Genomic DNA, 20,189 nt, shown 5'->3' with positions numbered 1-20,189 from the left:
GCCGACCCACCACCGGACGCCCCCGAGCAGATCGACAACGGCGACTTCAGCGCCGGGGTGAGCCCCTGGTTCTCCTTCGGCACCGGCGCGCTGGCGGTCACCGACGGCCAGCTCTGCACCACAGTCGCGGGCGGGCTGGCCAACCCGTGGGACGCCGGCATCGGCCAGGACGGTGTGCCGCTGATCGCCGGCGCCGAGTACACCCTCGGCTTCGCGGTCTCCGCCACCCCCGGCGCCGCGGTCAAGGCCGTGTTGCAGCTTGGCAGCGCCCCGTACACCACGTACGCGGCAGTGGACGCCACAGCGACCGGCACCCTCCAGCGGGTCGAGCAGACCTTCACCGTCCCGGACGACAACCCCAGCGCCCAACTGATCTTCCAGGTCGGCGGTTCCGCCCAGGCGCAGACCATCTGCCTGGACGACGTCTCGCTGCGCGGCGGCGAGCCGCCCGAGCCGTACGAGCCGGACACCGGGCCACGGGTGCGCGTCAACCAGGTCGGCTACCTTCCCGGCGGCCCGAAGAACGCCACTGTCGTCACCGAGGCCACCGCAGCGCTGCCCTGGCAGCTACGCAGCGCCGCCGGTGCCGTCGTGGCCAGTGGCACCACCACCGCCCGCGGTGTGGACGCCGCCTCCGGGCAGAACGTGCAGACTGTCGACTTCTCCAGCTACCGCACTCCAGGCACCGGGCTCACGCTCACAGTGGACGGCGAGACCAGCCACCCGTTCGACATCTCCGGCGCCCTCTACGACCAGCTGCGCTCCGACTCGTTGCAGTTCTTCTACGCCCAGCGCAGCGGCATCGCCATCGACGGTGACCTGATCGGCGACGAGTACGCCCGACCCGCCGGCCACCTCGGCGTCGCCCCCAACCAGGGCGACACCAACGTGCCCTGCCAGCCAGGTGTCTGCGACTACTCCCTGGACGTGCGCGGCGGTTGGTACGACGCCGGCGACCACGGCAAGTACGTGGTCAACGGCGGCATCGCCACCTACCAATTGCTGAACACCTTCGAGCGGACCAGGACGGCGGCCACCGCCAACGGCGGCGCGGAACTCGCCGACGGCACGCTGCGGGTGCCCGAGCGAGACAACGGGGTGCCGGACATCCTCGACGAGGCCCGCTGGGAGCTGGAGTTCCTGCTGCGCATGCAGGTGCCCGCCGGCAAGCCGCTCGCCGGCATGGTCCACCACAAGATCCACGATCAGAACTGGACCGGGCTGCCCCTCTCGCCGCAGGACGATCCGCAGCCGCGCGAGCTGCACCCGCCGTCGACAGCTGCCACCCTCAACCTGGCCGCCACCGCAGCCCAGTGCGCCCGGCTCTTCGCCCCCTACGACGCGGCGTTCGCGACCCGCTGCGGCACTGCCGCGAAGACCGCCTACGCCGCGGCCAAGGCCCACCCGGCGGTGTACGCCAGCCCGACCGACGGCACCGGCGGCGGCGCGTACGACGACAGCAACGTCACCGACGAGTTCTACTGGGCGGCGGCCGAGCTGTACCTGACCACCGGGGCGCAGAACTACCTGGCCGACCTGACCGCCTCGCCGCACCACACCGGAAACGTGTTCGACGCACGGGGCTTCGGCTGGCAGAGCGTGGCCGCGTTGGGCCGCCTCGACCTTGCCACAGTGCCGAACGGGCTACCCGCCGCCGACCTGGCCCGGGTTCGCGCCTCGGTCACCGCCGCCGCCGACACGTACCTCGCCGAGCTGCGCCGGCAGGCGTACGGGCTGCCGATGCCCGGTGACGCCAACAGCTACTTCTGGGGCGGCAACAGCAACGTCATCAACAACGCCGTGGTGCTGGCCACCGCGTTCGACCTGACCCGCAACCCCGTCTACCGCGACGGCGCCGTACAGGCCATGGACTACATCCTTGGCCGCAACGCCCTGAACATCTCCTACGTCACCGGGTGGGGAGAGCACGCCGCGCAGAACCAGCACAGCCGGATCTTCGGCCACCAGCTCGACCCGAACCTGCCCCGACCGCCCGCCGGCTCCCTCGCCGGTGGCCCGAACGCGGCCCTCCAGGACCCGTTCGTGGCACAACTGCTGGCCGGTTGCGAGCCGATGTTCTGCTACGTCGACGACATCAACTCGTACTCGACAAACGAGGTGGCGATCAACTGGAACTCGGCGCTGACCTGGATCTCCTCGTTCCTGGCCGACCAGGGTGACGCCGGCGCGGTGCCGGCCACCACCTGCACGGCGCGCTACACCAACTACGGCGCCTGGCAGGGCGGCACCGGGTTCACCGGGCAGCTGACCATCCAGAACACGGGCACCGCGGCCATCAACGGCTGGAGCGTGCGCTTCGCGTTCACCGGTGACCAGCGGGTACGCGAGGCGTGGCTGGCGAAGGTCGCCCAGTCCGGCGCGACGGTGACCGCGCGCAACGAGTCGTACAACGCCAAGATCGCACCCGGCGGCACTGTGACGTTCGGTTTCAACGCGACGACGGGCGGCGGCGCCAACCCGGGCCCCGGCCTGGTCACTGTCAACGGGGCGGCCTGCTCGCTGACCTGACCGACGCCCTGGTGCCCGCCCGGGGAGGGGCGGGCACCAGGACCGCACGACGCGCGGCCGGCGGGTCAACCGCCGGCCGCGTTGTGCTTCGCCACCAGGCTCGGGAGTTCGTCCAGTGAGTCGATCCGGAACAGGCACCGCTCGGCCACCGTGGAGGGGTCGAGGATGTGTCCCCACGGACCGCGTCGGATCAGGCACGTCTTCATGCCCGCCTCCAGGGCCGGGCGCACGTCGTTGTCGGGCCGGTCGCCGACGTACAGGATCGACGACGCGACACCGCCGCCCGCGGCGACGACCCGCTCGAAGAACGCCGGTGACGGCTTCGCCACACCCCACCCGTGCGATGTGCCGATCACGTCCACCGCAAGGTGGAGATCGCGCAGGGTCGCCTCTGCATGAGCTGGCTGGTTTCCGGCCAGGCCCACGAACAGGCCCTGGTCCTTCAAGGACTCCAGGCACCCCCGCGCGTCCGGGTAGAGATCCTCCTCGGCGAACGACTCCGGCTGGCCGGCAGCCTCGCGACGCTGTAGCTCGATGGTGAGATCGAAGTCGGGCCGAAAGACCCGGAACGTTTCCTGATAGTCGAGACCCCGGGCGATCACCGCGCCGAAGACCGCCGAGAAGGTGTGCCGGGGCACCCCGAGCCAATCGGCCCAGGCAGCGAACTCGCGGGACTCGTCGAGAATGGTCCCGCCAACATCGAAGATGACAGTGTCAATCATGTCCGTCCCCCGTTGACGCTCGCACCGTCGGTGAAGAATAGACGGGGGTACGCACGACCAGCGGGCTTCGACGATCAAGCCGGACGCGCAGCAAACCGGTGGATCAGACGCGCCGAGTGAGCCATGGTGACGCGATGGATGACGGTGATCTGGCTCATGGTGATCCAACTGGCGCGGAGCGTCGGGTGTGGGCGGCGATGCCGGCGGGGTCCCGCAGCGCACTGTCCGGGATGTCCGGCGCGGACCTGCGCAGTCTGCTGTTGAGCGTGGCCCGCGACCGGGCGGCGACCACGCGACCGTCCGAGGTGGTACGACGGTGGCGCGAGGACCGCTTCGTCCGCCCGGCCCGTGCCGACCCGCGCGTGCTCGCGCGGGTGGAGGCCCGGATGTGGCAACTGCTGCCCGCCGACGTCGCCGGGGTGGAGCTGTCGCCGGTCGTACCGGTCGGCACCTGCTCGGCTGTCGCACCGATCAGCCAGAACAGGATCGTCACCACGATGCGCGCCAGCGAGGTGCTGAGCGATCCCACAAACGCCCTCGCCATCGAGGCGGCCGTACGTCGCCGCCGAGAGAGCGAGGTGCACCTGGCCGCTGCCCATCGGGTGCTGCGGGCGCAGGACTTCGGCGGCGACGCGTCGGCGCACTTCCGGCTCTTCGCCCTGGTGTCCAGCGCCCGGGACACTGGCTCGGGCGACACGCAGGCCCGGTTGCTGGTCCGGCATCTCACCTACTGGCGGACCGTCCTCGCCGAGCTGGCACCGACCGCCGCGCCTCGGCTGCACGTCACCACCTTCGACGATGAGGTCGTCCGGGAGCGGCTGGCCGACACCGTTCGACCGGCACTCGACGCAGGTGTGGTGCCGCTCGTGGACGAACCGGAGCGGTCTCGCGGTCGCGGCTACTACACGGGCTGCGCCCTGCGGATCACCCTCCTGGACGGCAGCCTCGAGATCGGCGACGGAGGCCTCACCGACTGGACCGCCCGGCTGAGCGGTGACGCGAAGGAGCGCTGCCTTGTCTCCTGCCTCGCCACCGAACGTCTCGTCGACGGCATCAGCCGCTGAGCCCGGCCTCGGCGAAGGCCACAGTGGGCGCCCCTTTGCCGCTGCCGGATGCCGGTGAGCTTAACCTGCGACCGAGCCAGAACTGTCGTACACCTGTTCTATTGTCGGTCCATGTTGGAGGAGTTGGCGCAGGCGGAGGCGGCGGTCGCCGACTGCCTCGACGCGCCGGCGTGGGCTCTTCCGGCGCACGACCTCGTCGCGGCAATCGACGCCACGCACCGACTCGAGCAACGCCTGGCCGCGGTCAAGCTGGCCCTCGTGCGGGAGCTGGACGGTCGAGGCATCGCGACCGCGCAGGGCGCGTCGTCGACAGCCGTGTGGCTGCGGGACCGGTTGCGCCTCAGGGTCGGTGCTGCCCGGCGGCTGGTCGAGTTGGCTGCGACGCTCGTCGCCGCCCCAGCCGCCGTGCGGGACGCGTTGGCCAACGGGGAGGTCGACGTCGAGCAGGCGCGGGTCATCGCCGGCACTGTCGAAACCGTCCACACCGCCGCCGGGGCAGAGGCCGCCGACAGGGCGGTCGGCGTCCTCGTCGGCTGGGCGGCGCAGTTCGACGCCACCCTGCTGCGCAGGCTCGGCACCCGCATCCTCGATCACGTCGCCCCAGAGGTCGCCGACGCGGCCGCCGAAGCGGCGCTGCGGGCCGACGAGTCGCGCGCCGCCCGCGACCGACACGTCACGATCAGCGAACAGACCGACGGCCGGCTACGCCTCACCGGCATCCTCGATCCAGAGGCTGCCGCGCTGCTCCGCACCGCCATCGGCCCTCTCAGCGCACCCACCGGGCCGGACGAAACACGCACCGCCGGGCAACGCCGCCACGATGCCCTCGCTGATGTCTGCCGACTCGCCCTGCGCGGTGGCGAACTCCCCGACCATGGCGGCGACCCCACCCAACTCGTCGTCACCACCAGCTACGACGGGTTGGCGCGGCAGCTGGGCACCGGCGCTCTCGACACCGGCCCGCATCTCACTCCCGCGGCTGTGCGCCGGCTTGCGTGCGACGCCGCCGTCCTACCCGCTGTCCTCGGCGGCGCCGGCCAACCACTCGACGTCGGGCGACAACGCCGGCTCATCACCGGCCCGCTACGCCGCGCCCTGGTGCTACGTGATCGAGGCTGTGCCTTCCCCGGCTGCGACCGCCCACCGCGCTGGTGCGACGCCCACCACATCCGACACTGGGCCGACGGCGGCGACACCAGCCTGGCCAACGCCGTCCTGCTCTGCGGCCACCACCACCGGCACCTTCACCGTGGTGAGTGGGCCGTCCGGCTCGGCGGCGACGGTCGCCCCGAGTTCGTTCCGCCGGCATGGCTGGACCCCGAACAGCTCCCCCGCCGCAACCAGTACCACCTACGGACGTGACCTCTCAGCCGATCTCCTCGTCGACGAAGCACCAGCGCCAGGCCTCTCCCGGCTGCGCCGAGCGGATCACCGGGTGGCCGGTGGACGCGAAGTGCTTGCTCGCGTGCTGGTTCGGCGACGAGTCACAGCAGCCGACCTGCCCACAGCTCAGGCAGGTGCGCAGGTGCACCCAGTAGGTGTCGCCGGTGGCGACGCAGTCCGCGCACTCGTCGGGGGTACGCGGCTCGGCGGCACCGGCCTCGGTCAGGTGCTGACAGCTCACTTCTCAACCTCTCGCAGCAACGACTCTTCAAGGTCCAGGTCACGGTAGGCCTGCACCAGCACTTCCTCAGGGATCCGACCGGAGTCCCGGGCCGCCCGGAACACGTCCCGCTCGGCGTCGATCATCTCCTGCCGCAGCCGACCGTACGCCTGCGACGGGGTCTCCCGCTCGTCGCCGCCGAGTCGTTCCCACGCCATGTTGGTGCGGTCCTCCACCGCTCGGCGCAGCCGGTCCACCACCGCATCGGGTGCGCTGTCGGCCAACTCGTCGAGGCGGTCCTGCGCGGCCTTGCTGGCCTGCTGCTGCACGGCGGCCGCGGAGAGCGCGTCCTGCACCGGGTCGTCCTGCGGCAGCTTCAACCGGCGGGCGACCAGCGGCAGGGTGGCGCCCTGGCCGACCAGGGTGAAAACGATCACGGCGAAGGCCAGCCAGATCAACAACGCCCTGGGGTACGGCTCGTCGCCGGCCAGGGTCAGCGGCAGGGCCAGCGCGGCGGCCAGGGTCACCACGCCCCGCATACCGGCCCAGCCGATGATGATCGGGAACTTCGGCGACGGCCGGGCGTCACGGCGGCGGACCCGGGGGACCAACCGGGCCAGGTAGGTGGCCGGAAAGAGCCAGACGAAGCGGGTCAGGAAGACGGTGGCGAGCACCGCGAAGGTGATCAGGACGAGCGAGCCGATTGGCTCGTCGAGGTCGCGCAGCACCTCCCGCAGTTGCAGCCCGACCAGCAGGAAGACCAGGCCCTCCAGCAGGAAACGGACCAGCCGCCAGAACGCGCCGATCTGCAACCGGGACGCCGCCGACAGCAACTGGGGCAGCTTGTGCCCGAGCACCAGACCGGTGACGACCACAGCGACCACACCGGAGGCGTGCAGGTGTTCGGCGGTGAACACCACAGCGAACGGGATGATCAGCGACAGCGCGTTGTCCAGCAACGGGTCGGTGATCCGCCGATGCAGAAAGCCGAACACCAGCGCCCCGAGCGCCCCGATCAGGATGCCGCCCCCGGTGGATCGCAGCACCTCGATGGCGATCTTGTCGGCGCCGACGGTCGAGCCGACGGTGGCCATCGTCGCGACCCGCAGCAGGACGAGCGCGGTAGCGTCGTTGACCAGGCTCTCGCCCTCGAGGATGGTGACGACCCGGCGGGGCAGCCCGACCCGACGGGCGACGGCCGTGGCGGCCACGGCGTCCGGTGGGGCGACCACCGCGCCGAGGGCGAGGCAGATCGCGAACGGCAGCTGCGGCAACAGCAGGTGCAGCACCAACCCGACCACGAACGCCGTGAACAACACCAGGCCGACCGCGAGCAGCAGGATCGGCCGGATGTTGTTCTTGAACGCCGGCACCGAGGTCTCCAGCGCGGCCACGTAGAGCAGCGGCGGCAGGATGCCGACAAGCACCAACTCGGGGTCGAGTTCGATCTGCGGGAAGCCTGGCACGAACGAGAGGGCCAGACCGAGGACGACCAGCACGATCGGCGCGAGCAGACCGAGCCGGCGGGCCAACGCGGCGCCCAGGGTGGCGATCGCCAGGAAGACGACGACCGGAAACAGGCTTTCCATGGGGTACGAGCCTAGGGGAACGCCTGTTCGGGCCTCGATCAGCCGCCCGGGCGCAGCTTCGGCAGCACCTCCGCGCCGAACGCGTCGATGAAGCCGCGCTGCTCCTGCCCGACGTGGTGCAGTGCGATCTGGTCGAAGCCGAGCTGCGCGTACTCCTCCAGCCAGCCGACGTGGCGGCCCAGGTCCGCCGACACGTTCACCACCTCGGCGACCCGCCGCGCCGGCACGTCGGCGGAGACCACGTCGAAGTGTTCGACGGTCTCCAGGTCCCAGCAGACCGGCGGGGCGAAGACGTTGCTGCGCCACTGGTCGTACGCGAGAGCCTCGGCCTCGGCCTGCTCCCTCGCCCAGGAGACGTGCACCTGGAGGTGCAGCGGCCCGCGTCCGCCAGCGTCCCGGTACGCGTCGATCATTTCGCGCAGGTGCTCCACCGGGGCGTTGACGGTGATCAGCCCGTCCGCCCATTCGGCGCACCAGCGGGCGGTGGCCACGCTGACGGCGGCGCCGACAAGCGCGGGCGGCTGCTCGGGACGGGTCCACAGCCGGGCCCGATCCACCCGGACCAGGCCGTCATGGCTGACCTCCTCGCCGGCCAACAGGGCCCGGATCACGTCCACGCACTCGCGCAGCCGGGCACTGCGCACGTCCTTGCGGGGCCACGGGTCGCCGGTGATGTGCTCGTTGCTGGCCTCGCCGGTGCCCAGAGCCGCCCAGAACCGGCCCGGGTACATCGCGCCGAGGGTGCCGATCGCCTGCGCGATGATCGCCGGGTGGTACCGCTGACCGGGCGCGTTGACAACGCCGAACGGCATGCCGGTGGCCTGCAACGCCGAGCCCAGCCAGGACCAGGCGAAGCCGGACTCGCCCTGCCGGGCGCTCCACGGGGAGAAGTGGTCGGAGCACATGGCGGCGTCGAAGCCGGCCCGCTCGGCGTGGATCACCGCCTCCAACAGGGCGCGTGGACCGATCTGCTCATGCGAGGCGTGAAAACCGAACGACGTCATGGGCACACTTCCTACCCACGACGGCACCGGCTGACGCGTGCCGCGCCCCGAACTACTCGGCGTGCGCGCCAGCGCCGGCCGAGGCGGCGCCCTCGCCTACCCAGACCGTCTTGGTGTTGCAGAACTCCCGCATGCCCAGCGCCGACAACTCCCGCCCGTACCCGGAGTTCTTCACACCGCCGAACGGCAACTCGGGGTACGAGGTGGTCATCCCGTTGATGAAGACGTTGCCGGCGTCCAGGTCGGTGGCGAAGCGCTCCTGCTCGGCCGGGTCCCGGGTCCAGGCGTTCGAACCGAGGCCGAAGCTGGTGCCGTTGGCGACCTCGATCGCCTCCTCGTACGACGAGACCCGGAACAGGCCGGCGACCGGGCCGAAGACCTCCTCGGACCACATCCGCATCTGCGGGGTGAGGTCGGTGACCACTGTCGGCGGGTAGAACCAGCCGTTGCCGCTCGGCGGCTCGCCACCGCAGAGCACCGTCGCGCCGTTGTCGGCAGCGTCGCTGACCTGGGCGTGCACCTCGTCGCGGCCACGCTCGCTGGCCAGCGGCCCGACGTCGGTGTTCGGGTCCATCGGGTCGCCGACGCGCAGCGCGGCCATGTTGGCGGCGAACTTCTCGGCGAAGGCGTCGAACACGTCGGTGTGCACGATGAACCGCTTCGCCGCGATGCAGGACTGGCCGTTGTTCTGGCAGCGGGCGGTGGTGGCCACCTCGGCGGCCCGGTCCACGTCCGCCGAGGGCATCACCACGAAGGGGTCGCTGCCGCCGAGTTCGAGGACGGTCTTCTTGAGCTCCCGCCCGGCGATCTGCGCGATGGACCGGCCGGCGGGTTCGCTGCCGGTCAGCGTCGCGGCTCGTACCCGGGGGTCGCTGAGGATGTGGTCGACGGCCTCCGAGTCGACCAGCACCGTGGTGAAGGCCCCCTCGGGGAAGCCTGCTCGTCGGAACACGTCCTCCAGCAGCAGCGCGGTCTGCGGCACGTTCGAGGCGTGCTTGAGCAGGCCGGTGTTGCCGGCCATCAGCGCCGGGGCGGCGAAGCGCATCACCTGCCAGAGCGGGAAGTTCCACGGCATGACCGCGAGCACCACGCCGATCGGCTGGTAGCGGATGAACGCCCGGATGGCCTTCACGGCGTCGGCGTCGGCGGGCTCGTCGGCGAGGAACGCGGGGGCCTTGTCGGCGTAGAAGCGGGCGGCGGTGGCGCACTTGGTCACCTCGGCCTGCGCCGCGACGTACGTCTTGCCCATCTCCGTGGTCATGATCCGGGCGATCTCGTCGCGCTCGGCGTCCAGCAGGTCGGCCGCGGCGTTCATCCACTGGGCGCGCTGGCCGACGGTCGTCGCCCGCAGCTGGTGGAACGCGAGGTCGGTGCGCTCGATGGCGTCGTCGAGTTGCTCGGTGGACATCGCCTCATAGGTCTTGAGCACCTGTCCGGTGGCGGGGTTGGTGGTGGCGATGTGGGGCATTGCGTCCTCCTGTCACTCGAACAACGAGTGTCGTACGCCCGGCTCCTCGCGGCGGCGGGCGGCGCGGCGGCGCTGGATCACGACCAGGTCGACCACGGCGACCACGGCGAAGATCGCGCAGAGTACGCCGAGCCAGGCGATGCCGGCCCAGAACGCCAGCACCGCGAAGAGCACCATGATCACCAGCCCGAAGCTGGCGAGGGTGAGCCGAAGGTTCAACGCGCTGTTCGCGTGGCCGACCGTGCCACGGGCGCGCCGGGGCTGCGATCTCGTCATGCCCAGGGACCTACCCCCGATCGCCAGCGTTAACCGGTCTCGGACACGTCGGTCAGTCGCGCCAGGCACCGCGCGACGCCGCCGCGGCGGCGTACGCCGAGAAGTCGCGCGGGTCGCGACCGGTCAGCCGGCGGACGGTGTCGGTGGGCTCCGCGTGGCCGAGGTCGCGCAGGGCCGCGAAGGCCGCGATCTGTTGCTCGATCTCCTCGGCGGGGACGCCCAGCGGACCCAGCGCGGCCCGGTAGTCGTCAGCCGTGCCGAGGTGGCGCACCGGTCGGCCCGCCGCTCGGCTGATGGTCTCGGCTGCCTCAGCGAAGGTGATCGCCCGGGGCCCGGTGACCTCGTGGACCTGGCCGGCGTGCCCGGGCTGGGTGAGGGCGGCCACCGCGACGGCGGCGATGTCGCCGGCATCGACGAACGCCTGGCGCGCCCCGCCGACCGGCACGGTGATCTCCCCGGCCAGCACCGCCTCCCGGAACACTCCCTCGTCGAAGTTCTGGTCGAACCAGTCCGCTCGCAGGATCGTCCAGTCGGCGCCGGCCTCGCGTACCGTCCGTTCCGCGGCCAGCAGACGCTCGTCGCCCATCGTCTCGATCGCCCGGCTGGACAGCAGCACCACGTGCCGCACCCCCTGCTCGACTGCCAACCGGACGAGGGCCGGCTCGACAGGCTGGCCGTCCGGTGCCATCAGGTAGGCACCGGACGCGCCCGCCAGCGCGGGCGCCCACGTCGACTCGACCGACCAGTCGAAGCGCACCGGGCCGTTGCGGGAGGCTGCGCGGACCCGGACGCCCAGCGCCCGCAGTCGGTCGGCCACCCGTCGCCCGGTGGTGCCCGTCGCACCGAGCACGAGAATCGCTCTGTCGGCCATGCCCCGAGTAGAGCATCGACCCCCGACAGGTTCCGACCGATCGCCGGCGAGACCGGGCGGCACCGGGGTGCGCTGGTGTGCTCGATTACATCCGTTCGCGCCGCGGCCGTCGTCGACCGCAGGATGGGCGCATGTCAATGACCCTCGCCGTGCCGGTGACCGTCTCCATCGCCCGCCGCGTCGATCCCGGCCGGGCCAGCGAGATGGTGGCCTGGATGCGGGCCGGCACCGCGCTGGCCGAGGCGTTCCCCGGGTTTCTCGGCGCCGGCTGGGTGCAGAGCGGCCCCGGTTCGCCGGAGTGGCACATGCTCTACCGCTTCGCCGACGCCGAGACGCTGCGCCGGTGGGAGGAGTCGCCGCAGCGGCACTGGTGGCTCAGCTCGGCACAGGGCATCGTCGAGCACACCCGGGTCGAGCGGCGCACCGGGATCGAGGGCTGGTTCGACAGGCCGCTGGAGCACTCGGTGGACCCGGTGGAACCGGCCCCGCCCGCGTCGCCGCCCCGCTGGAAGCAGGCGGTGACCATCTGGCTTGCGTTCTTCCCGCTGAGCCTGACCGCCACCCTGCTGACGAGCCGCTTCCTCGACGCGGTGCCGCTGGCGGCCCGGGTGCTGCTGATGACGCTCTGCCTGACCCCGCTGATGACCTATCTGGTGCTGCCCCGGATCACCCGGGCGTTGCACTGGTGGCTGCACGGTCAGCGGGCACCGTGGCGGGACGCATAGCACCCCGACGGCTTCCGCGTGGGCACTCTGCCGCATACCCGACAGCAACTTCCCGGCCCACCACATCCTGCGCATAGAGTTACCGCGCTGTCGCTCTGTGCTGCGGGAACGGGAGACGTCATGCCTCGACGCTGGGTGGCCGCACTGGCCTGTCTCGCGGCGCTTGTCGCACTGGCCTGCGAGGGCGGCAACTCCGCGGAGCCCCGCCCCACCACGACCGCCAGGCCGACGACCGGGCCCGGCGGCATCGCCGCCCTCGGCGACTCGATCAGCACCGGCTTCGCCTCCTGCCTGGTGCTCACCTCCTGCGAGCGCAACTCCTGGTCGACCGGGGACGGGCTGCGGGTGCAGAGCCACTACCGGCGGCTGCTCGAACAGAACCCGGCGATCCGCGACCGGACGTACAACCATGCCCGTCCCGGCGCCCGCGCGGACGCCCTCGTCGGTCAGGCCGAGGCGGCGGTACGCGACCGCGCCGACTACGTGACAGTGCTGATCGGCGCCAACGACGTCTGTCGGGGCGGGGTGGACGCGATGACGCCGGTGGCGCAGTTCCGGGCCGACGTCGACCGGGGGCTGCGGGTCCTGCGGACCGGCAGGCCGAAGGCACGGGTGCTGGTGGTGAGCATCCCCGACCTGTACCGACTCTGGGAGGTCGGACACGACGACGCCCGCGCGACCCGCGCGTGGCGGCGGGGCATCTGCCCGGCCCTGCTGGCCGAGGCGACCTCGACCGCACCCGCCGACCGGGCGCGCCGGGCCGCCGTCCGGGAGCGGATCGACGCCTACAACGCCGAACTGAAGGCGGCCTGCCGGGCGTACGGATCACGGTGCCGGCACGACGGCGGCGCGTTGCACAAGGTCCGGTTCACCCTGGACCTGCTCAACCCGCTGGACTGGTTCCATCCCAACGCCACCGGCCAGGGCCGCATCGCCGAGGTGACCTGGCGCTCCTCCGGGCTGGCCAGCTGACGACCCCGATCGGCCCGTCAGGGTTGGCGCGGCTCCGGGACGGCGTTGCCGCGGGAGCCGTAGAGGCCCCGAGACCGCTGGGCGAGGTCCTTTGTGGCCGACGAGTTGGCCCAGGTGCCGAGCACGATGGCCGCACCGGGGACGATCTTGGCGACCATCCGCTTCGCGGCCCGGACGCCGGCCATCTGGGCCAGCCGAATGCCGAGTTGCAGCATGACCCGACCGAGCGGACGCTGCCCGCCCAGGCCGAAGAGCGCGTCGGCGCGTTCCCGGCCGGCGGCCACGCCGAGCGCCAGCCGGGCGCTCTCGGCGACCTTGTGCACCCGCTGGAGCACCAGCAGGTCGGTGGCCCGGTCGTTGTGCAGGGGGTCGACGTCGTACGCGGCGGCGATGTGCAACACCATCCGCGCCTGGGTCCAGGCCAGCACGCCCACGTCGATCACGGCGCCGGGCAGCCCGGCCACGCCGGAGACCGCGCCGGACAGTCGGGCCAGGTTGACGAACTTGCGGGCCGCCTGGTCGGCAAGGACGTCGGCGGAAACTCCGGGCTGCTCGGCCCGGGCACGGGCGGCCCACTGCACGGCTTCCGGCCCGAGGCGGCGCACCGCCTCCAGGGCAAGGTGCTCCGGCGCGTACTGCGGGTCGTCACGCATCCGGTCCCAGAGCCGGGCCGGCGGACCCTCGGGGGCGTCCACCGGCCCGGCCGGCAGGTCGACGGACGGCTGCGGAGTAGGGGCGGCGGGCTGACCGCCGACGTGCGGAGTGTCGGTCACCAGGTCTCCCCAGGGGTGGAAACGGTGGACAGGGCGGCCGATGGAGCGGTCAGCGGCGGCGGTTGGACAGCCGGGAAGCCAACCCCTTCAGCTTCTGCTGGTTGCCCGGCTTGGCCATCTCGCGCCGGCCCCGGTCGACCAACTGCTGCCCCTTCGGCGATTTCAGAAACGCGCTGATCCGCTGCATCAGTGACATAACGTCCTCCTGTCGATGGTCCCGTACTCATGTGTACCCCGAACCCGCAACACAAGTACCCGGGATGCGACAGCCTCAACCCTGACCGTCCATAGTGGGCGGAAGGTTACCGCCCCGCCGGCACGATCGCGTCAACGACCCGGGTGGCCCGCCACTCGTGCTGCTGGTAGTGCTCGGGGTACGCGGAGACCTGCACCGCCTGGGCGGCGTCGGTGAGCCGCATCCGCTGCCAGCCGGGCACCTGCTCCAGCGCGCTGAGGAACTGCCGGGTGGCGAACTCGGGGTCCATCAGCCGCCCCACCGGGCCCCAACCGCTGCTGGAACGCTGCTGGAACAACCCGACCGAGTCGTGGTCCCAGCCGACGCCCTGGTGCGGATAGTCCTGCGACTCGGGCAGCACGCCGCTGGCCACGTTGTAGAGGTTGCTCTCCTGCATGGCGGTGGCCACCGCGATCACCAGACCCCGGCGCGGCACCCCCATCTTGCGGCCGGCGCGGACGATCGCCTCGGCGTTCTCCATCTGGTCCTCGTCCAACCCGGCGACGGGCGCCGGGTCGCTCGGGCGAGCCGGGACGACCTTGCGGGTCGGCGCGCTGGTGTCCGGGTCGGCGGGGCTCGCCGCGGCGGACTGGGCGGCGGAGGCGGAGGTGCTCGGGGCAGCCGTGCGGTCGAGGGAACGTGAGGCGCGCTGCTGCTCGGCGCGCTGCGCCAGATCGGAGCTGGAGAGCGATCCACTCCGGGTCGCGGCGTCGGCGTCCTCGTTGCGAACCTGGACGACGGCGGTCAGACCGAGGCAGCACACCACACCGGTGGCCAGCGCCAGCTGTGCCCGGCGTCGACCGGTCAGGTCCCGGGCGTACGCCCGGAGCCGGCTCGCGGCGGTTGTCCGTTCGGTTGAGGTGCCATCCTCCGTATCGGCAGTGGGCCTGCTCGGGGCGTACGGGTCGTCGAGGGTGCCGTCGTCACGCATCAACCGAGGCTAGGCAGGTGGCAACCCCGATCACGCACGGTGATCACGTGGCGCTCGACACAGATCGGAGCCGCACTGGTGGACGACCTGGGCGGGGTGACCCGCCCGGGGAACGGACCTCGCGTACCGGATGAAGCTGGCGCCGCACGCGGACCGGCACGGTGCCGGACACTACCGAACATTCCACCTCCGAGCCTGACATGATCGACAAACTCGGCCTTTGGGCCGAACCGCCGCTCGGCCGATCGGCCATGAGGCTCGGCCTGGTGGCGTAAACAGCCGATTAGTCCGGTCACGCCCACCACCCGGCCAACGGATCGCCCGACGCAGGAATGCGCCAGGATGGCGGGTACGTTGCCCGAACGGGTGCCCTCCGTCGCGACGGCGCCCCGCAGGCACATTTCAGGGAGGTCCGCACCGGTGCTCGACCCACACGAGCTCTACCAGCTCACCGACGATCTGCCCGACCTCGGGCAGCCGGTCCTCATCCAGGCCCTCACCGGGTTCGTGGACGCCGGAAACGCCAGCCGACTGGCGCGTGAGCAGCTACTCACCTCGCTGGAGGGTCGGCCGATCGCCACGTTCGACGTCGACCAGCTCTTCGACTACCGATCGCGACGACCGGTGATGACATTCGTCGAGGACCACTGGGAGAGCGTCGACGCGCCCCAGCTGGAGCTGCACCTCCTGCAGGACGACGACGAGACCCCGTTCCTGCTGCTCACCGGCCCCGAACCGGACCTGCAGTGGGAGCGCTTCGTGGCCGCCGTGGCCGGGCTCGCCGCCCGGCTGGACGTCCGGCTCACAGTGGGGCTCAACTCGATCCCGATGGCGGTCCCGCACACCCGGCCGACCGGGGTGACAGCGCACGCCACCCGCCCCGAACTGATCGCCGGCTACGAGCCCTGGTTGCAACGCGTCCAGGTGCCCGGCAGCGTCGGTCACCTCCTGGAGTTCCGCCTCGGCGAGCAGGGCCGCGACGCGCTGGGCTTCGCCGCCCACGTGCCGCACTACGTGGCGCAGACCGAGTACCCGGCCGCCGCCGAGGTGCTGCTCACCTCGGTGTCGCGCAGCACCGGGCTGCTGCTGCCCGGCGACGGGTTGCGCTCGGCCGCCGAGGTGGTCCGGGTGGAGATCGACCGGCAGGTCGCGCAGACCGAGGACGCCGCAGCCCTGGTCCAGGCCCTGGAGGAGCAGTACGACGCGTTCGCCCGGGGTCGGGGCGAGAAGAGCCTGCTCGCCCCGGATGCCGGCCCGCTGCCCACTGCCGACGAACTCGGCGCCGAACTGGAACGGTTCCTGGCCGAACAGACCCGTCCCGGCGACACCCCGGGCAGCTGACCGGGCGTCGCGGCGTCGGATACGGCAGGCTGGGGGCATGCGCCTGGCGACCTGGAACGTCAACTCGGTGAAGGCCCGCCTACCCCGCCTGCTGGAGTGGCTGGCCGACACCGGGCCGGACGTCGTCTGCCTTCAGGAGACGAAATGTCCGGACGGTGCCTTCCCGGTGACCGAGGTCGGCGAGCTGGGCTACACAGTGGCCAGCCACAGCGACGGCCGGTGGAACGGGGTGGCCATCCTGTCCCGGGTCGGGCTGGGCGACGTCCGGGTCGGGTTCGCCGACGAGCCCGGCTTTCCCGAGCCCGAGGCCCGGGCCATCTCCGCCACCTGCGACGGGGTGCGGGTCTGGTCGGTGTACGTGCCCAACGGCCGGACGCCGGACGACCCGCACTACGCGTACAAGTTGGCCTGGTTCGCGGCGCTGCGCGACGCGCTGGACGCCGAGTTGGCCGGCGGGTTGCCGCTGGCGGTCTGCGGCGACTTCAACGTCGCCCCGACCGACGCCGACGTCTGGGACCCGGCGGTCTTCACCCACTCCACGCACGTCACCCCGGCCGAGCGGGCAGCCCTCGCGGCGCTGCGCGACCTGGGCCTCAGCGACGTCGTGCCGACCCCGATGAAGGGCCCACACCCCTTCACCTACTGGGACTACCGGGCCGGCATGTTCCACCAGAACAAGGGCATGAGAATCGACCTGGTGTACGCGTCCGCGCCGTTCGCCCGAGCGGTCCGCTCGGCGTACGTGGACCGCGAGGCCCGCAAGGGCAAGGGCCCCTCCGACCACGCGCCGATCGTGGTCGACGTGGACCTGGTCCCGGCGGTGGAGACGTTCTGAGCCCACCCGGTCGTTCCCACTGCCGGTCCGATGCCACGGGCGGCCGCCCCGGTGCCGCGTCCGCTGGCTAGGGTGGGCAGATGGCAGTCGTGAAGATCAACGCAATCGACGTTCCGCCCGGCGGCGGCGCGGAGTTGGAGAAGCGGTTCGCCGCCCGGGCCGGCACCGTGGAGAACTCCCCCGGTTTCCTCGGCTTCGAACTCCTCCGCCCGGTGGCCGGCGAGACCCGCTACTTCGTCTACACGAAGTGGGAGAGCGAAGAGGCGTTCCAGGCGTGGGCCGCCGGCCCGTCGCGCGCCGCCCACGCCGCCGCCCCCGGCGACAAACCCCGCCCTCCGGTCTCCACCGGCGCCAGCCTGCTGGAGTTCGAGGTGGCCCTGCACGTCCCCCAGCCCTAGCAGGCCTCGCGGCCGGCCTCTCAAAACCGGACGAATTTCCCCGCCTCGACACGTCGCCAGGCAGCAGTTTCCCCGGAAGTACGCGGATCTTGGCCATGCAACGACGGGTTCGGGGCGGTTCGGGCGCGTCGAAGCGGGTATCGAGCGGCACCCGGCGCCTTGATCGCGCTCGATCCTGGATCTAGTCCCCTCCTCTCCACCGCGAGGCCACTACATCCTTGTTCGAGCACGACCTTGACCGGACCCGGCGACGCAGTGGGGTGCCCGCCAGGGCGGGCCTGCCCTGGCGGCTTGACAGTCACCGCTTCTAAAAAATGACTGAGCCGATTTCCGCGGTCAGCTCGATAGCCCAGTCAAGCTGCGGACAGTCGTTGCGACCGCGGCACTCCAGGCACCCGCTGACGCCGAGACGGGGTCGATCTCAGGGCTTGCGGGAGGACTGGAGGGTGGCGAAGGCGATGACGTTGTCGGCGTAGCCGGTGCGGCCCCCGATGAACTGCCCACCGCAGGTGATCAACCGCAGCCCGGGTGGCCCGTAGTTGCCGTAGATCCGCTCGGCGGGCAACTGGTCCTTCGGGAAGTGCTCCACGGTGTCGACCCGGAACACCACCACCGACTCGTCCGCCCGCGCCACCTCGATCAGGTCGCCGGGGTGCAGCTTGCCCAGGTCGTAGAAGACCGACGGGCCGGTCTTCGTGTCCACGTGCCCGACGATCACCGCCGGGCCAGGCTCACCGGGGGTGGGCCCCCGGTCGTACCAGCCGGTCTCGTTGTGCCGTTCCAGCGGCGGTACGGCGATCGAGCCGTCGCGCGCCTGCCCGACGGGTGCCACCGGCGCGGTCACCTTGATCGCTGGCACGGAGAGGCGCACCGGGCGACTGGCCGACAACCCGACCGACTCACTGCGGGCCGGTCGGTCACCGCCGGTCGGGGCCAGGTCGAACGGGCCCACCGAACGGCCCAGCCCCGCCCCGGTGGCGAAGACCCCAGCCAACACCAACACCACTGCCAACGGTACGGACCAGGGGCTGCGGCCGGAGGGACGACTACGCCGGGGGGCGACGGCGGTCGCCGGACGCGCTGCCACCGAGGGGCGGTCGGGATCCGGCGGGCGCTGGGAACGCGACGAGCGTTCGGGACCTGACGGACGGTCGGAGTCCGGCCAACCGTCGTCCACCGGCAGCCGAACGTCATCGGGCGGCAAGGCGGGACGGCCGGCGAACGGCTGGCGGGCAGCGTCCGGCGGCGAGGCGGGACGACCGGGCGACGGCGGGCGTGAACCCGCCGGCGGCGGCGTGGGGCGGAAGATCGTCATGGCGGGCTCAGCGACGCGCGGCGGCTCGGGGGCGGCGCATCGCCATCACGGCGAGGATCAGCCCGCTGATGATCAGTGCCGCGCCGCCGGGCAGCAGCAGCTTGCCGGTGATCCCGCCGCTGCTCCCACCGAACCCGGTCGCCGGACCACGGCTGGGTTGGTTGGGGATCTTCTTGACCACCTGGAGCATCGTCGAGGCGGTCTCGCCGTCGCGGCACTCCAGCTTGACCCGGTAGTTGCCGGGGCGGGTGCGCTCGCGGACCATCGGCGCGGCGGTGAGCACCCCGTGCTGCGGCTGCACGCCGACCGCCCCGAAGGCGTCGGAGACCACCGTGGCGCCCACCGAGTTGTCCCGACAACTGGCCCGGATGCCGACCAGGTAGCCGGGCTGCACCGTGCTGGGGCTCACCTCGACGAAGATGTCCACCGCCGGCGTCGGTTGAGGCGCTCCGCCGGGCGGCCCTCCGGGCTGCGGTGCCGGCGCGACGGCGACAGCCCGCTCGGGCGCGGCGAGGGCGGGTGTGGTGGCCAGCAGGGGGCCGGCCAGCACGGTCACCAGCGACAGGGTCACGACGCCGCGGGTCACTGTCACGATGCCCCCTCTCGACGCCGTGCGGCCGGGTCGGGCGGTGGAGCACCCGACCTGCCGTACCAGTTGGATCCTCTCATTTCCGGTCGCACATCACATCCGATCCGCCGGCGGCGTCGCGTACGCTCGGGTCGCTGTGACCGCCACCGAACATGACCCCGCCGTCCCGCCCGCGAGCCGGACGATCCGCACGTTCCACCCCCGCCGGGGTCGGATGAGCGACCGGCAGACCGACGCGCTGAGCCGGCTCTGGCCCGCGTACGGCCTGGATGTGCCGGACGGACCTGTGCTGCCCGTCGACCTGGCCGACCTGTTCGGTCGCCGGGCGCCAGTGGTGCTGGAGATCGGCTCGGGCATGGGCGACACCACCGCTGCGATGGCTGCCGCCGACCCGGATCGAGATTATCTGGCGGTCGAGGTGCACACGCCGGGAATCGCCAACCTGCTCCACCTGGTGGAGCGCGGTGGCCTGCGCAACGTACGGGTGGCGGAGGGCGACGCGTTGTCACTGGTCAACGGCTTGCCTGAGGGCGTGTTGGACGCCGTGCACATCTTCTTCCCGGACCCGTGGCCGAAGTCCCGCCACCACAAGCGGCGGATCATCCAGCCGACGCACGTGGCGCTGCTGCGGTCCCGGCTGCGCCCCGGCGGCGTGCTGCACTGCGCTACCGACTGGGCCGAGTACGCCGAGGCGATGCGGGAGACGCTGGAGGCCGACCCGGAGCTGGTGGACACGTACGGCGGCTTCGCGCCGAGACCGGCGCACCGGCCGGTGACGAAGTTCGAGCGTCGGGCGATCACTGCCGGTCGGCCGGTCGCGGACCTGTTGTACCGCCGACGGTGACCGACGAAACGCCCGAACAGGAGCAAAGCGGAGCGTTCGGGACGCCCGGACGGGGATCCGGTGCGGGCCGGGTTGGCGTACCGGGGCATGATCCAGGCACCATGG

At 71.9% G+C, this 20,189-nt stretch carries 21 protein-coding genes; 9 read left to right on the top strand and 12 right to left on the bottom strand.

Going from position 1 to position 20,189, the window contains the following annotated elements:
* Positions 1 to 2,529, top strand: a 2,529-nt coding sequence (locus AB0C20_RS14705; RefSeq protein WP_357568153.1) for a glycoside hydrolase family 9 protein, incomplete at its 5' end; no start/stop codon positions are given.
* 65 nt (positions 2,530 to 2,594) lie between these two features.
* Here AB0C20_RS14705 and AB0C20_RS14700 read toward each other — a convergent pair.
* Positions 2,595 to 3,251, bottom strand: a complete 657-nt coding sequence (locus tag AB0C20_RS14700; protein WP_357187390.1) for an HAD family hydrolase — start codon at positions 3,249 to 3,251, stop codon at positions 2,595 to 2,597.
* Between the two features lie 134 nt (positions 3,252 to 3,385).
* Here AB0C20_RS14700 and AB0C20_RS14695 point away from each other — a divergent pair, with 134 nt between their 5' ends.
* On the top strand, positions 3,386 to 4,315 hold the full coding sequence (locus tag AB0C20_RS14695) for a hypothetical protein (protein ID WP_357568152.1): 930 nt from the start codon (positions 3,386 to 3,388) through the stop codon (positions 4,313 to 4,315).
* A 111-nt stretch (positions 4,316 to 4,426) separates the two neighbouring features.
* Positions 4,427 to 5,677, top strand: coding sequence for a DUF222 domain-containing protein (locus tag AB0C20_RS14690; RefSeq protein WP_357187396.1), 1,251 nt, complete (start codon positions 4,427 to 4,429; stop codon positions 5,675 to 5,677).
* Between the two features lie 4 nt (positions 5,678 to 5,681).
* Here AB0C20_RS14690 and AB0C20_RS14685 read toward each other — a convergent pair whose 3' ends face one another.
* From AB0C20_RS14685 to AB0C20_RS14660, 6 genes are read right to left on the bottom strand one after another with little or no spacing between them, the layout of a single operon-like run.
* A complete protein-coding gene (locus AB0C20_RS14685) occupies positions 5,682 to 5,939 on the bottom strand; it encodes a UBP-type zinc finger domain-containing protein (protein WP_238682894.1) in 258 nt (85 codons plus the stop codon).
* Positions 5,936 to 7,507, bottom strand: a complete 1,572-nt coding sequence (locus AB0C20_RS14680; protein ID WP_357187399.1) for a Na+/H+ antiporter — start codon at positions 7,505 to 7,507, stop codon at positions 5,936 to 5,938. The genes AB0C20_RS14685 and AB0C20_RS14680 overlap by 4 nt, the downstream gene beginning before the upstream one ends.
* Before the next feature lie 38 nt (positions 7,508 to 7,545).
* On the bottom strand, positions 7,546 to 8,511 hold the full coding sequence (locus AB0C20_RS14675; protein ID WP_357187402.1) for a TIGR03885 family FMN-dependent LLM class oxidoreductase: 966 nt from the start codon (positions 8,509 to 8,511) through the stop codon (positions 7,546 to 7,548).
* Between the two features lie 52 nt (positions 8,512 to 8,563).
* A complete protein-coding gene (locus tag AB0C20_RS14670; protein WP_357568151.1) occupies positions 8,564 to 9,979 on the bottom strand; it encodes an NADP-dependent succinic semialdehyde dehydrogenase in 1,416 nt (471 codons plus the stop codon).
* 12 nt (positions 9,980 to 9,991) lie between these two features.
* Positions 9,992 to 10,255, bottom strand: a complete 264-nt coding sequence (locus AB0C20_RS14665) for a DUF6343 family protein (RefSeq protein ID WP_091401582.1) — start codon at positions 10,253 to 10,255, stop codon at positions 9,992 to 9,994.
* Positions 10,256 to 10,307: 52 nt separating this feature from the next.
* Entirely contained in the window at positions 10,308 to 11,126 is an 819-nt protein-coding gene (locus AB0C20_RS14660; protein ID WP_357568150.1) for an NmrA family transcriptional regulator, read from the bottom strand.
* Between the two features lie 131 nt (positions 11,127 to 11,257).
* Here AB0C20_RS14660 and AB0C20_RS14655 point away from each other — a divergent pair, with 131 nt between their 5' ends.
* Together AB0C20_RS14655 and AB0C20_RS14650 are read left to right on the top strand one after the other, a co-directional pair.
* Positions 11,258 to 11,851 carry an antibiotic biosynthesis monooxygenase gene (locus AB0C20_RS14655; RefSeq protein WP_112584652.1) on the top strand — a complete coding sequence of 198 codons (594 nt, stop codon included), beginning with the start codon at positions 11,258 to 11,260 and terminating at the stop codon, positions 11,849 to 11,851.
* 120 nt (positions 11,852 to 11,971) lie between these two features.
* Complete coding sequence (locus AB0C20_RS14650) at positions 11,972 to 12,823, top strand: GDSL-type esterase/lipase family protein (RefSeq protein WP_357187412.1); 852 nt, start codon at positions 11,972 to 11,974, stop codon at positions 12,821 to 12,823.
* 17 nt (positions 12,824 to 12,840) lie between these two features.
* Here AB0C20_RS14650 and AB0C20_RS14645 read toward each other — a convergent pair whose 3' ends face one another.
* The 3 genes from AB0C20_RS14645 to AB0C20_RS14635 form a co-directional block, all read right to left on the bottom strand.
* Positions 12,841 to 13,596: an EcsC family protein gene (locus tag AB0C20_RS14645; RefSeq protein ID WP_357568149.1), complete on the bottom strand. Its 756-nt coding sequence runs from the start codon at positions 13,594 to 13,596 to the stop codon at positions 12,841 to 12,843.
* 49 nt (positions 13,597 to 13,645) lie between these two features.
* Positions 13,646 to 13,792: a hypothetical protein gene (locus tag AB0C20_RS14640; RefSeq protein WP_357187418.1), complete on the bottom strand. Its 147-nt coding sequence runs from the start codon at positions 13,790 to 13,792 to the stop codon at positions 13,646 to 13,648.
* A 106-nt stretch (positions 13,793 to 13,898) separates the two neighbouring features.
* Positions 13,899 to 14,762 (bottom strand): peptidase M23, encoded by an 864-nt coding sequence (locus AB0C20_RS14635; protein ID WP_357187421.1) that lies wholly within the window; start codon positions 14,760 to 14,762, stop codon positions 13,899 to 13,901.
* A gap of 420 nt (positions 14,763 to 15,182) precedes the next feature.
* Between AB0C20_RS14635 and AB0C20_RS14630 the strand changes: the two genes are divergently transcribed.
* The 3 genes from AB0C20_RS14630 (at position 15,183) to AB0C20_RS14620 (ending at position 17,336) form a co-directional block, all read left to right on the top strand.
* The gene (locus AB0C20_RS14630; protein WP_357187424.1) at positions 15,183 to 16,103 is read left to right on the top strand and encodes a PAC2 family protein; all 921 of its coding nucleotides are present in this window, start codon (positions 15,183 to 15,185) and stop codon (positions 16,101 to 16,103) included.
* A gap of 37 nt (positions 16,104 to 16,140) precedes the next feature.
* Entirely contained in the window at positions 16,141 to 16,938 is a 798-nt protein-coding gene (locus AB0C20_RS14625) for an exodeoxyribonuclease III (protein WP_357187426.1), read from the top strand.
* Between the two features lie 80 nt (positions 16,939 to 17,018).
* A complete protein-coding gene (locus tag AB0C20_RS14620; protein WP_210781367.1) occupies positions 17,019 to 17,336 on the top strand; it encodes an antibiotic biosynthesis monooxygenase in 318 nt (105 codons plus the stop codon).
* 421 nt (positions 17,337 to 17,757) lie between these two features.
* Here AB0C20_RS14620 and AB0C20_RS14615 read toward each other — a convergent pair whose 3' ends face one another.
* The gene (locus tag AB0C20_RS14615) at positions 17,758 to 18,423 is read right to left on the bottom strand and encodes a class F sortase (RefSeq protein WP_357568148.1); all 666 of its coding nucleotides are present in this window, start codon (positions 18,421 to 18,423) and stop codon (positions 17,758 to 17,760) included.
* A gap of 235 nt (positions 18,424 to 18,658) precedes the next feature.
* A complete protein-coding gene (locus tag AB0C20_RS14610) occupies positions 18,659 to 19,246 on the bottom strand; it encodes a hypothetical protein (RefSeq protein ID WP_357568155.1) in 588 nt (195 codons plus the stop codon).
* Between the two features lie 208 nt (positions 19,247 to 19,454).
* Between AB0C20_RS14610 and trmB the strand changes: the two genes are divergently transcribed.
* Positions 19,455 to 20,084, top strand: a complete 630-nt coding sequence (gene trmB, locus AB0C20_RS14605; RefSeq protein WP_357187495.1) for a tRNA (guanosine(46)-N7)-methyltransferase TrmB — start codon at positions 19,455 to 19,457, stop codon at positions 20,082 to 20,084.
* Positions 20,085 to 20,189 lie beyond the last annotated feature (105 nt).

The organism is Micromonospora sp. NPDC048843, from assembly GCF_040649965.1.
In the GTDB taxonomy this organism is placed as follows: domain Bacteria; phylum Actinomycetota; class Actinomycetes; order Mycobacteriales; family Micromonosporaceae; genus Micromonospora; species Micromonospora hortensis.
This window is presented reverse-complemented; position numbering and strand designations above follow the sequence as displayed.